Origin of the sequence: Streptomyces sp. SID5910, assembly GCF_009862125.1 — a bacterium.
Lineage (GTDB): Bacteria > Actinomycetota > Actinomycetes > Streptomycetales > Streptomycetaceae > Streptomyces.
The window spans coordinates 15,521-28,725 of sequence record NZ_WWHX01000399.1 but is presented as its reverse complement, the minus strand read 5'-3'; the positions used below and the strand labels follow the sequence as shown (position 1 = coordinate 28,725).

The window sequence follows — 13,205 nt, the reverse complement described above, 5'->3', positions numbered from 1 at the left end:
TCGAGCAGGATCCAGTCCAGCCCCTCCGGCAGCCGCAGCGACGACTTGGGCCCGACGAACCACAGCTCGTCGCCCACCCGCGCCGACGCGGCCCAGGCCGCCGCGGGCCCGTCACCGTGCACCACGAAGTCGAGGTCGAACTCGCCGGCCTCGGCGTCCACCCGCCGGGGCGTGTAGTCGCGGGTCAGCCGGTGCTCGGCCGGCGTCCACTCGACACCGTGCGGCAACTGCGCGGGGAGCGCCGCGCGGACGTCCCCGTCCGCGGCCAGGATCACCTTGACGTGGTCGTCGAACCCCGGCGCCGCGAAGGCGGGATGGCGGACCCCGTCCCGGGTGAACGGGCCGAGCTGGTCGCCGCCGAGGACGACGCGCCGCATCCGGGGCGTCACCTCGTGGACGCGGCGCACCGTGACCCGGCGCAGGACGAGGGGGTGCGTGGTGTACGTGCGCTGGGCGGCCATCAGGCGAACTTCTCCTCGATGATGTCGAGCAGGGCCATCGACTCGTCGTAGTCGCCGCGCAGCACCCAGTACGGCAGGTCGTAGGCGTGACCGGACTTGAAGGCCGGCAGCGCGCCGTAGACCGGGTTCTTCTTCAGGGTGGCGACGTCGGTCGTGTCCGCGTTGAAGCCCATCACGAACACGGACGGCTGGGTGAGCGTCTGCCCCGCCTTCTCCGTGGACAGCTCGAACATGTCGCCGCCCCCGCCGTACACCTTGAAGCCGCCCTTGGCGAAGACCGGCGCCGGCTCGATGCCGACCTTCTTGAACTCGGTCGGCAGACCCACGCTCTCCACCAGCCCGTAGGCGGTGCCGTCGCCCGTGACGGCCAGGAAGGACACCGGGCCGGGCGGGGGCTCGATCGCGTTCTTCACCTCGGCGATCCGCTTGTCGTACGCGGCCACGTGCTCGTCGTAGACGTTCTTCTTGCCGAACACGTCACCGGCGAGGAAGGAGAGCTGGGACCGCCAGTCCCCGAGCTTCTTGCCGACCAGCACGGTCGGGGCGATGTCGGAGAGGTCGTCGTACACCTTCTCGGCCTGGAACAGCGGGAAGCCGATGCCGCCGCCGACGATGAGGTCGGGGTCGAGGGCGAGGATGGCCTCCAGGTCGAAGCCGTCGACGCTCCACGGCAGGAACGTCGTCCCGTCCTCCTTCGCCTCCTTCGCCCAGTACGGGGAGAACTCGCCCTTGCCGTCGGCGTCCTCGGGGATCGTCGCGCGCACGGGCACGTCGAGGTCGTAGAGGTATCCGGCGAGCGCGTGGTTCAGGACGACCACCCGCTTCGGCTCGGTCGGCACCTTCACGTCGCCGTAGTCGGTCTTGACGGTACGGGTTGTCGCGGCGGACGCCTTGTCCGCGTCGCCCGACGAGTCGGAGTCCGCGCAGCCGGTGAGGGCCAGCGCGGCGACGAGCGCGACGGCGAACAGGCGGGCAGGAGCAAGCATGGGACCTCACGGTGCTGGGCAGGAGCGCGTATTCGTCCTGTTGGTAAGGTGAGGCTAACCTCGCTGGTTCCGTGGCGTCGGCCCGCGTGCGACATCACCGGTGACGGACACGACATCTCGCAGGTACGGGAGGCAGGCTTGCCGGTGACATCGCTCGGCACCGTGGTCGCCGAGAACGCCATCCGCTTTCTCGGCCACGACACGCACCAGCACGACGAGCCGCACCTCATCTACGTCGTGACCGGCTCCGCCCGTCTGCTCGCCGACGGCGAGGAGTGGCAGCTCGGCCGCCAGGAGGCCGTCTGGATCGCCCCGCGCGTCCCGCACGCGCTGCGGATCGACCCCGGCGGCATGGCGCTCGGACCCACCCTCACCCCCGATGACCTGCCCCGACGCCGTGTCCAGCCGCTCGGGGTGGTGCCCGCGATCACCGAGGTGATGACCACCGCGCTGGGCGCGGCCCCGGGCACCTCGGAGGAGGTCCGGCCGTTCCGCCGGGCCCTCGGCAGCGTGCTGCGGGGCATCTCCCGGCAGTACTTCCCGGTCGTCCTGCCCACCCGTCCCGCGGTGCGCGCACTCGCCCGCGAGGCGCTGCGCGCCCCCGCCGCGACGCTGGAGCAACTGGCCGAACGGCACCGGATGAGCTCCCGTCAGGTGCAGCGTGTCTTCCTCGACGAGACCGGACTGCCCTTCACACGGTGGCGGAACCGGGCCAGGATGAACGCCGCCGTCGAACACCTCCTCGGCGGGGGTGAGCTGACGGCGGCGGCCAGGGCGGCCGGTTACGCGACCCGGGCCGGACTGCTGCGCGCGCTCAGCCGCGAATCCGGCATCCCGGTGAGCGCGCTCACGACGGACCCGGTGGGGGCACTCGGCGGCCGCTGAGGGACGCCCCGGGACGCCGGCCGGTCACGGAACCGGCCCCGTGGACAGATTCGGACAGGACGACAGTACGGCGGTCACCGTGCGCACGGCCGGTGACCGGCCCGCCGCGCGGCGGGCCGCTCAGGGAGGACGCATGGCACAGGCGCTCGCGAGGACGGCCGCGCCACCGCCGGCCCGGCCGTCGCACCCCCGGACGACGCGCCGGCTGCTCGGCCTCGGCGTCGCCGTCGGGGTGCTCCTCGCCGCGGTGGTGCTCAGCGTCGCGGTGGGCTCGGCGATGCTCCCCCTGGACGTCGTGTGGCAGGCCCTCACCGCACCCGACGGCTCCGCGTCCCACGCCACCGTCAGCGGCGCCCGCGTCGACCGCACCCTGCTCGGCGTCCTCGTCGGCGTGTCCCTCGGCGTCGCGGGCGCGCTCATCCAGGCCCTCACCCGCAACCCGCTGGCCGATCCGGGGATCCTCGGGGTCAACGCCGGCGCGGGCTTCGCCGTCACCCTGGGCGTGGCCGTCTTCGGCGTCACGCGCATCGAGCAGTACCTGCCCTTCGCGTTCGCCGGGGCGATCGCCGGTTCGGCGGTGGTCTACCTCGCCGCGAGCGGCGGCCGGGGCGGGCCCACGCCCCTGCGGCTCACCCTCGTCGGGATCGCCTTCACGGCGGTGCTGTCCGGCATCTCCCAGACCCTCGCACTGATCGACACGGAGACCTTCGACCGCATGAGGTTCTGGGGAGCGGGCACGGTCACCGACCGCCCGGGCGGCACCGCCGCGGCGGTCGCGCCGTTCGTCCTGGCCGGCCTGGTGGCCGCCGCCTGCTGCGCCCGGCCGCTCAACGCCATCGCCCTCGGCGACGACGCCGCGCGGGCCGTCGGACTCCGGGTCGGGGCGACCCGCACCGGCGTGGTGATCGCGGTGACACTGCTGTGCGGAGCGGCGACGGCCGCGGCGGGCCCGCTGGTCTTCGTCGGCCTGATGGTCCCGCACGCCGTGCGCTGGGTCACCGGGCCCGACTGGCGCTGGATCCTCGTCTACTCCGCCGTCCTCGCGCCGGTGATCGTGCTGGTCGCCGACGTCCTGGGCCGGCTGATCGTGCTCCCCTCCGAGCTGCCGGTCGGCGTGGTGATGCCGCTCATCGGCGTGCCCGTACTGATCGTGCTGGTGCGCGGCAGCCGGGTGAGGGCGCTGTGAGCGGGGTGCTCGTCCTCAGGGCGGGGCCTCTGAGCCTGAGGGTGACGCGCAGGGCGCTCCTGGTGTGCGGGCTGCTGTGGGCCGTGCTGGTCGCGCTGGCCCTGTGGGCCTTCACGCTGGGCAGCTATCCCCTGACCCTCGGGGACCTGGCCGACGTCGTCACGGGCTCCGCCGGGAGCGGCGTCCGCAAGATCGTCCTGGAGTGGCGGGCGCCGCGCATCGTCGCCGCCGTGCTCTTCGGCGCGGCCCTCGCCCTGGGCGGCGCGGTCTTCCAGTCCCTGACCCGCAACCCGCTCGGCAGCCCCGACGTCATCGGCTTCACCACCGGCTCCTACACCGGTGTCGTCCTCGCCCTGCTGGCCGGGGCGACCAGCTACTCGGCGCTCGCGGCGGGCGCGCTCGCCGGGGGGCTGCTCACCGCCCTCGCCGTGTACCTGCTGGCGTTCCGGCGGGGGGTGCAGGGCTTCCGGCTCATCATCGTGGGCATCGCGGTCGGCGCGCTGCTCTCCTCCGTCAACACCTGGTTCTCGGTGAAGGCCGACGTCGACACCGCGCTGCGGGCCGCGGTGTGGAACGCCGGTTCGCTGGCGACCGTCGACTGGACCGCCATCGGCATGGCCGCCGTCGTGCTGGCGCTGGTCGCCCTGGCGGCTCCGGTGGCGCAGCGCAGGATGCGGCGGCTGGAGCTCGGTGACGACACGGCGGCGATGCTCGGCGTGCCGGTCGAGCGTACGAAGCTGCTGCTGGTGCTTCTCGGGGTGACCGCGACGGCCGTGGTGACGGCGGCGGCCGGCCCCATCGCGTTCGTCGCGCTGGCGGCGCCGCAGATCGCCCGCCGCCTCACCGGGCACGGGACCTCCGTCGACCTGGCCGGCTCGGCGCTCGTCGGGGCGGTCCTGCTGCTCGGCGCGGACATCGCGGCGCAGCACGCGGTCCCCGGCGTGCTGCTGCCGACGGGCGCGGTCACCGTGTGCGCCGGCGGCGCGTATCTGCTGGTGCTGCTGGTGAGGGAGAGCCGGCGCGGCTTCTGAACCGCCGGCGGTGGGCGGCCCGGAACGCCGTCAGCCGGTGGCCTTCGTGAAGGCCACCGGCTGACGTGTCAGGGTGAGTGACGGGACTTGAACCCGCGGCATCCTGGACCACAACCAGGTGCTCTACCAGCTGAGCTACACCCACCATGGCCGGTAGTCGGAACCTCTTGCGGGGCTCCCCGACCGGCTGAGAAAAAGTGTACAGGGTCCGAAGGGGTGCTCGCGCCCGCCTTTCGCGGGGCCCCTACCGGGCGGTGACGACGTGCTTCGCGGCGATCGCCTTGGCGGTGTCGGAGTCGGGGCCGGGCTGCGGGACGAAGACGGCCTCGCGGTAGTAGCGCAGCTCGGCGATGGACTCGCGGATGTCGGCGAGGGCGCGGTGGTTGCCGTTCTTCTCGGGGCTGTTGAAGTACGCCCGCGGGTACCAGCGCCGGGCCAGCTCCTTGATCGAGGAGACGTCCACGATCCGGTAGTGGAGGTAGTCCTCCAGCGTCGGCATGTCCCGCAGCAGGAAGCCCCGGTCGGTGCCGACCGAGTTGCCGCACAGGGGGGCCTTGCCGGGTTCCTTCACGTGCTCCCGTACGTACGCCAGGACCTGGGCCTCGGCGTCCGCGAGCGTCGTGCCGCCGTCGAGCTCGGCGAGCAGGCCGGACGCGGTGTGCATCTGACGCACCACCTCCGGCATCGTCTCCAGGGCCCGCTCCGGCGGACGGACGACGATGTCGACGCCCTCGCCGAGGATGTTCAGCTCGGAGTCGGTGACGAGGGCGGCCACCTCGATGAGCGCGTCGTCGGACAGCGAGAGGCCGGTCATCTCGCAGTCGATCCACACCATGCGATCGTTCATGCGGCCACTGTACGGCTGACGTGCGTCGCCTGGACCCCCGGCGTCCGTGCGGGCCCCGCCGGGGGCTGCCGCCCCCGGACCCCCGCTTCGGCCTGAACGGCCTCGTCCTCAAACGCCGGACGGGCTGGGTGGGGCTGCGCGCCCGGCGTGAGACGGAGCACGACGACGGAAGCGCCGGACGGGCTGGGTGGGACTGCCCGTCCGGCGTTCTCGGCTTCCGTCACCTCACGGTGCGCTGCGCTGGCCCGGGAGGCTGGCCGCTGCGGCCGGGACCGGGGTGCGGCGGGTCTGGAACGGGACCTGGTTGTCCGGCGGAACGACGGACGGCTGGCCGGCCTCGTGCGGGACGGGCGACCGCGGTGTGCCGCCCTCCGCGTCCACCGGCCGGTCGCCCTGGGGGCGGCGGGCCCGGTAGGCGGCCCGGTAGGCGGCCGGGGACGAACCCAGCTGCCGGCGGAAGTGGCCGCGCAGCGCCACCGGTGAACGGAAGCCGCAGCGGCCCGCGACCTCGTCCACCGAGTAGTCCGACGTCTCGAGGAGTCGCTGCGCCTGGAGCACCCGCTGGGTGATCAGCCACTGGAGCGGGGCGCTGCCCGTCAGCGAGCGGAACCGGCGGTCGAAGGTGCGGCGGCTCATGTAGGCGCGCGCGGCGAGCGTCTCCACGTCGAACTGCTCGTGGAGGTGCTCCAGCGCCCAGGCGACGACCTCGGCGAGCGGGTCGGCGCCGATCTCCTCGGGTAAAGACCTGTCGAGGTAGCGCTCCTGGCCGCCGCTGCGGCGCGGCGGGACCACCAGGCGCCGGGCCAGCGCGCCGGCCGCCTCGTTGCCGTGGTCCGTGCGCACGATGTGCAGGCACAGGTCGATCCCGGCCGCGGTGCCCGCCGACGTCAGCACGTCGCCGTCGTCCACGAACAGCTCGCGCGGGTCGACGTGCACCGACGGATAGCGCTTGGCCAGCGTCGGCGCGTACATCCAGTGGGTGGTGGCGGGCCGGCCGTCCAGCAGGCCGGCCGCCGCCAGCACGAAGGCACCGGTGCACAGTCCGACGATGCGGGCACCCTCCTCGTGCGCCCGGCGCAGCGCGTCGAGCGCCTCCTCGGGCGGCGGCGAGGTGATCGACCGCCAGGCGGGCACGACGACCGTGCCGGCGCGGGAGATCGCCTCCAGGCCCTGTGGCGCGGTGAGTTCGAGGCCGCCCGTGGTGCGCAGCGGCCCGTCCTCGCCGGCGCACACCAGCAGCCGGTAGCGCGGCACGCCGGCGTCCTGGCGGTCGATCCCGAAGACCGACAGCGGTATGGAACTCTCGAAGATGGGACCGCCGCTGAACAGCAGTACCGCGACGATCTCCTTGCGGCGGCGCCCGGACAGCTTCCGGGCCGCGGCTTCCGGCGCGGCGGTGGAGTCGTGGCTCATCCGGCTAAGCCCCCCTCGGTGGTCGCGGCGCCCTCAACCTTTCGGGTCTGTCGCTCCAACACGTTTCCCCTCGGTCCTGCACGAGTCCCCCGCCGTAGAAAGTCAAGATCGAATCTACTGCGTCCTGTCGTACCGAGGTGGCCGGTTCGGCACTTGGGACATTGTCGACATGGCAACTTGGCGTGAAGCAGTCGATCACGAAGCGTCGCACTCCGGGGCGCCACAGGGAAGTGCGCCTTGTCGCGGTGGCCAATCCACATAGGGTGCGCGGGGCCTCCGCGACCCTGTCCGTGCAGGTGGAACGGGGGTTGGGGGGTGGTTCGGACAGGGGGAGGGACCCCCCTGGAAGTTGGCTGAAAAGAAGCGGGCGCGTGCGCGGAAACCGGTCAACCGACCGGTGTGTTCTCCCCGGTGCGGTGAGCGCCCCTGTGCCCGCCCCGCCCGGACCGGCGGTGGACCCCGGCTCCCTCGTGCTGCGGGGCCGCGCCGCGCTCCGACCGGCGCAGCAGCAGGCGGCAGGCGCCGGTGAGGGCGGCCAGTCCCACGGCGGTGCCGGCCGCGCCGGCGAGGGAGGTGCCGTACCAGAGGAGCACGACCGGGACGAGGGCGCAGCTGAACACGGCCCAGCGGACCAGATCGGTGACACCGTCCCGCGGCGGCGCCGCCGGCCCGGGGGTGCCGGGCGGCGGCTCGGCGGGCTGGTGCGGTCCGGACGGCATGCGTGCTCCCTGGGGCTGGCTCGTGGTGATCAACGTCCGTGAGGTCCGTCGGTCACGTCGGGCCCCGGCCGGGCGTGCGGACAGTTGAATCCCGTGCAAACCGCCTGTACAGCGCAGCAACCATTGCGTTACGGGCGTCCCCTCGGGCATGCTCCGGGGAACCGCGGCGGACCCTTCGCGGGATCTGGGCGAAGGAGGCGTGCCGCCGTACCCTTGGGGGTATGGGGTTGGGAAGACCATTCCCGGACACAGCTCCGCCGCACACTGTTGCCCCCCATAGAGGATATAAACGCCGAGACAGTCATGGCCGGTCACGAATTCTTCGAACCCGCGGACCGCAAGCGGCCCGTCGCCGAACCTACGGCGGCCGAGCCCCTGGCGGCGGAAGAGCCACGCCAGTCGTGCGACCCAGCCTTCAAGCACGGCGTCGTCGTCGGCTTCGACGGCTCCACCTCCAGCGAGCGCGCTCTCGCGTACGCCATCGGCATGGCCCGCCGGCTCGGCTCGGGCCTGGTCATCGTGCACGTCGCCAACCGGCTGCCGACCACGGTGTGGGCGGGCTGCGAGCCGCCCGTCTTCGTGGACGTGCCGGACCACCGCACCGAGGTGCTGGGCCTGGAGCTGGCGTGCGCGGACTATCTCACCGAGGTGCCCTGGATCCTGGTCGAGCGCGGCGGCGACATCTGCCACGAACTGGAGGAAGTGGGCCGGGAGTACGAGGCGGACGCCATCGTCGTCGGCTCCAGCCACGGACTCGTGGGCCGGCTCTTCGGCTCCGTCGCCGGACGCCTCGCCAAGCGGGCGCAGCGGCCCGTGGTGGTCATTCCCTGACGGTCCGGGCGACCCGATGCCTGCGCGAACGGCCCCGCACGCGAGACGTGCGGGGCCGTTCGGCGGTTCTGCGGGTGACTACTCCACCGTGACCGACTTGGCGAGGTTGCGCGGCTTGTCGATGTCCCGGCCGAGCGCCAGCGCCGTGTGGTAGGCGAGGAGCTGGAGCGGGATGCCCATGAGGATCGGGTCGAGCTCGTCCTCGTTCTTCGGCACCACGATGGTGTGGTCGGCCTTCTCCTGCTCCCGGTGGGCGACCGCGAGGATCTGGCCGCTGCGGGCCTTGATCTCCTCCATCGCCGCGCGGTTCTTCTCCAGCAGGTCGTCGTCCGGCACGATCGCGACCGTCGGCAGGGCGGGCTCGATCAGGGCGAGCGGGCCGTGCTTCAGCTCGGAGGCCGGGTAGGCCTCGGCGTGGATGTAGGAGACCTCCTTGAGCTTCAGGGAGGCCTCGCGGGCGACCGGGTAGCCCCGGACGCGGCCGATGAAGAGCATCGAGCGGGCGTCGGCGTACTGCGCGGCCAGCTTCTTGATCTCCTCCTCCTGCTCCAGCATCTCGGAGATCTGCGCGGGCAGCTTGCGCAGGCCCTCGATGATCCGCTTGCCGTCGCGCACCGAGAGGTCGCGGGTGCGGCCCAGGTGCAGGGCGAGCAGCGCGAAGGCGACGCAGGTGTTGGTGAAGCACTTGGTGGAGACGACGCAGACCTCGGGGCCGGCGTGCACGTACATGCCGCCGTCGGCCTCGCGGGCGATCGCCGAGCCGACGACGTTGACGATGCCGAGGACCCGGGCGCCCTTGCGCTTCAGCTCCTGCACGGCCGCGAGCACGTCGTACGTCTCACCGGACTGGGAGACGGCGATGTAGAGGGTGTCGGGGTCGACGACCGCGTTGCGGTAGCGGAACTCGGAGGCGGGCTCGGCGTCGGCGGGGATGCGGGCCAGCTCCTCGATCATCTGGGCGCCGATCTGGCCCGCGTGGTACGAGGTGCCGCAGCCGAGGATCTTCACGCGGCGCACGGCACGCGCGTCGCGGGCGTCCAGGTTGAGGCCGCCGAGGTGCACGGTGGAGAAGCGGTCGTCGATCCGGCCGCGCAGGACGCGGTCGACCGCCTCGGCCTGCTCGTGGATCTCCTTGTGCATGTAGGTGTCGTGGCCGCCCATGTCGTAGGAGGCGGCCTCCCACTCCACGGTGGTGGGCTCGGACGTGGTCCGGGTGCCCTCGGTGGTGTAGGTGCGGAAGTCGTCGGCCTTGAGGGTGGCCATCTCGCCGTCGTCGAGGGTGACTATCTGGCGGGTGTGGGCGACCAGCGCGGCGATGTCCGAGGCGACGAACATCTCCTTCTCGCCGATGCCGAGGACGACCGGCGAGCCGTTGCGGGCGACGACGATGCGCTCGGGGAAGTCGGCGTGCATCACGGCGATGCCGTAGGTGCCCTCGATGACGCGGAGGGTCTCGCGGACCTTGTCCTCCAGCTTCTCCGCCTCGGAACGGGCGATGAGGTGGACGAGGACCTCGGTGTCGGTCTCGGAGAGGAACTCGACGCCGTCCGCCTCCAGCTTGCGGCGCAGGTCGGCGGCGTTGTCGATGATGCCGTTGTGTACGACGGCGACCTTGTGGTCGGCCGACATGTGCGGGTGGGCGTTCACGTCGGAGGGGGCGCCGTGGGTGGCCCAGCGGGTGTGGGCGATGCCGGTGGTGCCCTTGAAGCGCGCCGGGACCTTGGCCTCCAGGTCGCGGACCCGGCCCTTGGCCTTGACCATCTTCAGGCCGGCCGTCTTCGGGGACGTGACGACGATGCCCGCCGAGTCGTAGCCGCGGTACTCCAGGCGCTGGAGGCCCTCAAGGAGGAGGGGCGCGACGTCACGCTTGCCGATGTATCCGACGATTCCGCACATATACCGTATTCCTCGCAGGTCTCGTGTCCCACGGCTTGTCAGCCGTAGACGATGCGGCGCAGCTGGCGGAGCGTCAGCTCCGGCGGCGCGACCGCGCGGTACTTCAGTTCCGCCGCGATCCGTTCGAAGATCGTCGCGTTCACCAGGCCCTGGGCCTGGAGCTCGCGGTGGCGGCGACGGACGTACTCCTCGGTCGTCTCGTCGAAGTAGGCGAGCACGTCCTGGACCACGCGCAGCGCCTCGCCCCGGTTGAGGGGGGTGGACCGCGTCAGGTGATCAACGAGTTCGTCGTGCACCCGGTAGATCCTGGGGTACGGCCGACGCTTTCGCAAGAATCTTGCCCGATTTCGGGCAGGCGCCTTACATTCGCCGGAGAATCGCCTGCTTGGCGAGCGTGAACTCCTCGTCCGTCAGCACCCCGGAGCGGTGCAGCTCGCCCAGCTCCCGCAGCCGCCGCAGCAGCGCGTCGTGGTCGTCCTTGGGTGCGGCCGCGGGCGCGGGCGCGGGGGCAGGAGTCGCGGCGGGCTCGGCCGGACCCGCGGGCTCCAGGGCGGGCGCTCCCGCCGGGTGGGGGAGGCGGGCCTGGACGGCGGCGGCCACCAGGGCCATCAGGGGGTCCTTCTTGAACCCCCACAACTCGACCGCGTTGGGGTCGTACTTGGGCGGCACCTTGGTCGGCGCGGCCCGCACGGTGAAGCGGAGGTGGCCGTTCTCCAGGCCCGCCGACGGCTGCCACTCCACGGCGGTGATGTCCGCGAGCGGCAGGGTGCGCGGGCCGCCGGCGGACTTGGAGTCCTCCGCCTGCCACTTCCACTCCAGCCGCACCCGCTCGCCGTCGAAGCTCGCCGTGCCGTCCCCGGCGGTCACCGACAGCGGGACGGAGGGCCCCGCCAGCAGATAGGCGTCCACCGGGTCGGACGGGACCTGTTCGAGCAGCAGGGCGTTGCGCACCTCGTCGACCAGGTACTCGGCGACGCCGTACCGGTCGGCGTCCACGATCAGCTGGTACGGGTCGTGCGGCTCGGCCAGCCGGCCGCCGGTCGCGTGCAGCAGCGGGTCGGCGCCGTCCCGCAGCCGCAGCCTGAGCCGCCCGGACTTCTTGCCCTGCTCGAACGATATGCCCGCCAACGCCCGCAGCGGGACGACCAGTTCACCCAGTTCCCGGCGGAGCAGACCGACGTTCTTGTCGCGTCCGGGTGTCAGCCGCAGGGTGTCGCCGTCGAAGACCCACGTTCCGTCCTTCTGGATGATTTCCGCCATGCCGAGATTGTTCCATCGCTTCTGTGCGCGGCCGTTGTGCGGGAGAGTGGTCTATACCCATCGTGAAGGGAGAGCACGTGAGACGGCACCATCGGCACCGCGGAACGACTCCCCGCATGACCCGGCTGCTCGGGTCGCTGCTGCTCGTGGCGGCGGCCGGAGCCTTCACCGTCGGGGCGGCCCCCGCCCAGAAGGCGGAACCGGTCCCCCTGGACCGGGTGATCCCCGCCCCGTCCTCGGTCGACCCCGGCGGCTCCCCGTACCGCATCACCCCCGGCACCCGGATCCGCGTCGACGGCTCCCGCGAGGCCCGCGGCGTCGGCGACTACCTCGCGGGCGTACTGCGGCCCTCCACCGGCTACCGCCTGCCCGTCACCTCCCACGGCGACGGCGGCATCCGGCTGCGCCTGGCGAAGGGCCCCTACGGCGACGAGGGCTACCGCCTCGACAGCGGCCGGTCCGGCGTCACCATCACCGCCGCGAAGCCCGCCGGCCTCTTCCACGGCGTCCAGACCCTGCGCCAACTGCTCCCCGCCGCCGTCGAGAAGAAGACCGCGCAGCCCGGCCCCTGGCTGGTCGCGGGCGGCACGGTCAAGGACACCCCGCGCTACGGCTGGCGCGGCGCCATGCTGGACGTCTCCCGGCACTTCTTCACCGTCGACGAGGTCAAGGGCTACATCGACCGGCTCGCCCTCTACAAGCTCAACAAGCTCCACCTGCACCTCAGCGACGACCAGGGCTGGCGCATCGCCATCGACTCCTGGCCGCGCCTGGCCACCTACGGCGGCTCCACCGAGGTCGGCGGCGGCCCCGGCGGGTACTACACGAAGGCCGACTACCAGGAGATCGTGCGGTACGCGGCCTCCCGGCACCTGGAGGTCGTCCCCGAGATCGACATGCCGGGACACACCAACGCGGCCCTCGCCTCCTACGCCGAGCTGAACTGCGACGGCGTGGCACCCCCGCTGTACACCGGCACCAGCGTCGGCTTCAGCTCGCTGTGCGTCGACAAGGACCTCACGTACGACTTCGTCGACGACGTCGTGCGTGAACTGGCCGCGCTCACCCCCGGCCGCTACCTCCACATCGGCGGCGACGAGGCGCACTCCACGCCGCACGAGGACTACGTGAAGTTCATGGACCGGGTGCAGCCGATCGTCGCGAAGTACGGCAAGACGGTGGTCGGCTGGCACCAGCTCACCGGCGCCGTCCCGGCCAAGGGGGCGCTCGCCCAGTACTGGGGCCTGGACGGCACCAGCGCCGCCGAGAAGGCCCAGGTCGCCCAGGCCGCGCAGAACGGCACCGGACTGATCATCTCGCCGGCCGACCGGACCTACCTCGACATGAAGTACACCAAGGACACCGAGCTGGGCCTGTCCTGGGCGGGCTACGTCGAGGTGCAGCGGTCCTACGACTGGGACCCGGGCGCCTATCTGCCGGGCGTGCCGGCCTCCGCGGTGCGCGGGGTCGAGGCGCCGCTGTGGGCGGAGACCCTGTCCGAGCCGGACCAGCTGGAGTACATGGCCTTCCCGCGGCTGCCGGGCGTCGCCGAGCTGGGCTGGTCCCCGGCGGCCACGCACGACTGGGACACGTACAAGGTGCGGCTGGCCGGGCAGGCGCCGCGCTGGGAGGCGCTGGGCATCGACTACTACCGCTCGCCCCAGGTGCCCTGGACGAACTGACCCGCACG

Annotated in this window: 13 protein-coding genes and 1 tRNA gene; 5 read left to right on the top strand and 9 right to left on the bottom strand. The window is 72.5% G+C overall.

Annotated features, from left to right (window positions below; translation table 11 throughout):
* On the bottom strand, nucleotides 1-461 hold a 461-nt coding region (locus GTW67_RS14275), incomplete at its 3' end, for a siderophore-interacting protein (protein ID WP_161165189.1).
* Nucleotides 461-1,447 (bottom strand): ABC transporter substrate-binding protein, encoded by a 987-nt coding sequence (locus GTW67_RS14270; RefSeq protein ID WP_161165188.1) that lies wholly within the window; start codon nucleotides 1,445-1,447, stop codon nucleotides 461-463. The genes GTW67_RS14275 and GTW67_RS14270, both read right to left, overlap by 1 nt.
* 138 nt (nucleotides 1,448-1,585) lie before the next feature.
* Between GTW67_RS14270 and GTW67_RS14265 the strand changes: the two genes are divergently transcribed.
* The 3 genes from GTW67_RS14265 to GTW67_RS14255 all read left to right on the top strand — a co-directional run bounded on the left by GTW67_RS14265 (nucleotide 1,586) and on the right by GTW67_RS14255 (nucleotide 4,549).
* Complete coding sequence (locus tag GTW67_RS14265; RefSeq protein WP_161165187.1) at nucleotides 1,586-2,332, top strand: helix-turn-helix domain-containing protein; 747 nt, start codon at nucleotides 1,586-1,588, stop codon at nucleotides 2,330-2,332.
* 133 nt (nucleotides 2,333-2,465) lie between these two features.
* Nucleotides 2,466-3,518, top strand: coding sequence for an iron chelate uptake ABC transporter family permease subunit (locus GTW67_RS14260; protein WP_161165186.1), 1,053 nt, complete (start codon nucleotides 2,466-2,468; stop codon nucleotides 3,516-3,518).
* Nucleotides 3,515-4,549: an iron chelate uptake ABC transporter family permease subunit gene (locus GTW67_RS14255; RefSeq protein ID WP_161165185.1), complete on the top strand. Its 1,035-nt coding sequence runs from the start codon at nucleotides 3,515-3,517 to the stop codon at nucleotides 4,547-4,549. The genes GTW67_RS14260 and GTW67_RS14255 overlap by 4 nt, the downstream gene beginning before the upstream one ends.
* A gap of 72 nt (nucleotides 4,550-4,621) precedes the next feature.
* Here GTW67_RS14255 and GTW67_RS14250 read toward each other — a convergent pair.
* The 4 genes from GTW67_RS14250 to GTW67_RS14235 all read right to left on the bottom strand — a co-directional run bounded on the left by GTW67_RS14250 (nucleotide 4,622) and on the right by GTW67_RS14235 (nucleotide 7,528).
* Nucleotides 4,622-4,694 (bottom strand) — tRNA-His (locus tag GTW67_RS14250).
* A gap of 99 nt (nucleotides 4,695-4,793) precedes the next feature.
* Entirely contained in the window at nucleotides 4,794-5,396 is a 603-nt protein-coding gene (gene orn, locus GTW67_RS14245; RefSeq protein WP_161165184.1) for an oligoribonuclease, read from the bottom strand.
* Nucleotides 5,397-5,621: 225 nt separating this feature from the next.
* The gene (locus tag GTW67_RS14240; RefSeq protein WP_161165183.1) at nucleotides 5,622-6,809 is read right to left on the bottom strand and encodes a helix-turn-helix domain-containing protein; all 1,188 of its coding nucleotides are present in this window, start codon (nucleotides 6,807-6,809) and stop codon (nucleotides 5,622-5,624) included.
* Nucleotides 6,810-7,195: 386 nt separating this feature from the next.
* On the bottom strand, nucleotides 7,196-7,528 hold the full coding sequence (locus GTW67_RS14235; protein ID WP_202437213.1) for a hypothetical protein: 333 nt from the start codon (nucleotides 7,526-7,528) through the stop codon (nucleotides 7,196-7,198).
* Between the two features lie 303 nt (nucleotides 7,529-7,831).
* Between GTW67_RS14235 and GTW67_RS14230 the strand changes: the two genes are divergently transcribed.
* A complete protein-coding gene (locus GTW67_RS14230; RefSeq protein WP_073723318.1) occupies nucleotides 7,832-8,359 on the top strand; it encodes a universal stress protein in 528 nt (175 codons plus the stop codon).
* Nucleotides 8,360-8,437: 78 nt separating this feature from the next.
* Here the strand turns inward: GTW67_RS14230 and glmS are convergent, their stop codons facing one another.
* The 3 genes from glmS to GTW67_RS14215 all read right to left on the bottom strand — a co-directional run bounded on the left by glmS (nucleotide 8,438) and on the right by GTW67_RS14215 (nucleotide 11,515).
* Nucleotides 8,438-10,255: a glutamine--fructose-6-phosphate transaminase (isomerizing) gene (gene glmS, locus GTW67_RS14225; protein WP_161165182.1), complete on the bottom strand. Its 1,818-nt coding sequence runs from the start codon at nucleotides 10,253-10,255 to the stop codon at nucleotides 8,438-8,440.
* A 38-nt stretch (nucleotides 10,256-10,293) separates the two neighbouring features.
* Complete coding sequence (locus GTW67_RS14220; RefSeq protein WP_161165181.1) at nucleotides 10,294-10,551, bottom strand: hypothetical protein; 258 nt, start codon at nucleotides 10,549-10,551, stop codon at nucleotides 10,294-10,296.
* Nucleotides 10,552-10,615: 64 nt separating this feature from the next.
* Nucleotides 10,616-11,515: a DUF4429 domain-containing protein gene (locus GTW67_RS14215; protein ID WP_161165180.1), complete on the bottom strand. Its 900-nt coding sequence runs from the start codon at nucleotides 11,513-11,515 to the stop codon at nucleotides 10,616-10,618.
* 77 nt (nucleotides 11,516-11,592) lie between these two features.
* Between GTW67_RS14215 and GTW67_RS14210 the strand changes: the two genes are divergently transcribed.
* A complete protein-coding gene (locus GTW67_RS14210; protein ID WP_161165179.1) occupies nucleotides 11,593-13,197 on the top strand; it encodes a family 20 glycosylhydrolase in 1,605 nt (534 codons plus the stop codon).
* The last annotated feature ends 8 nt before the right edge of the window (nucleotides 13,198-13,205 follow it).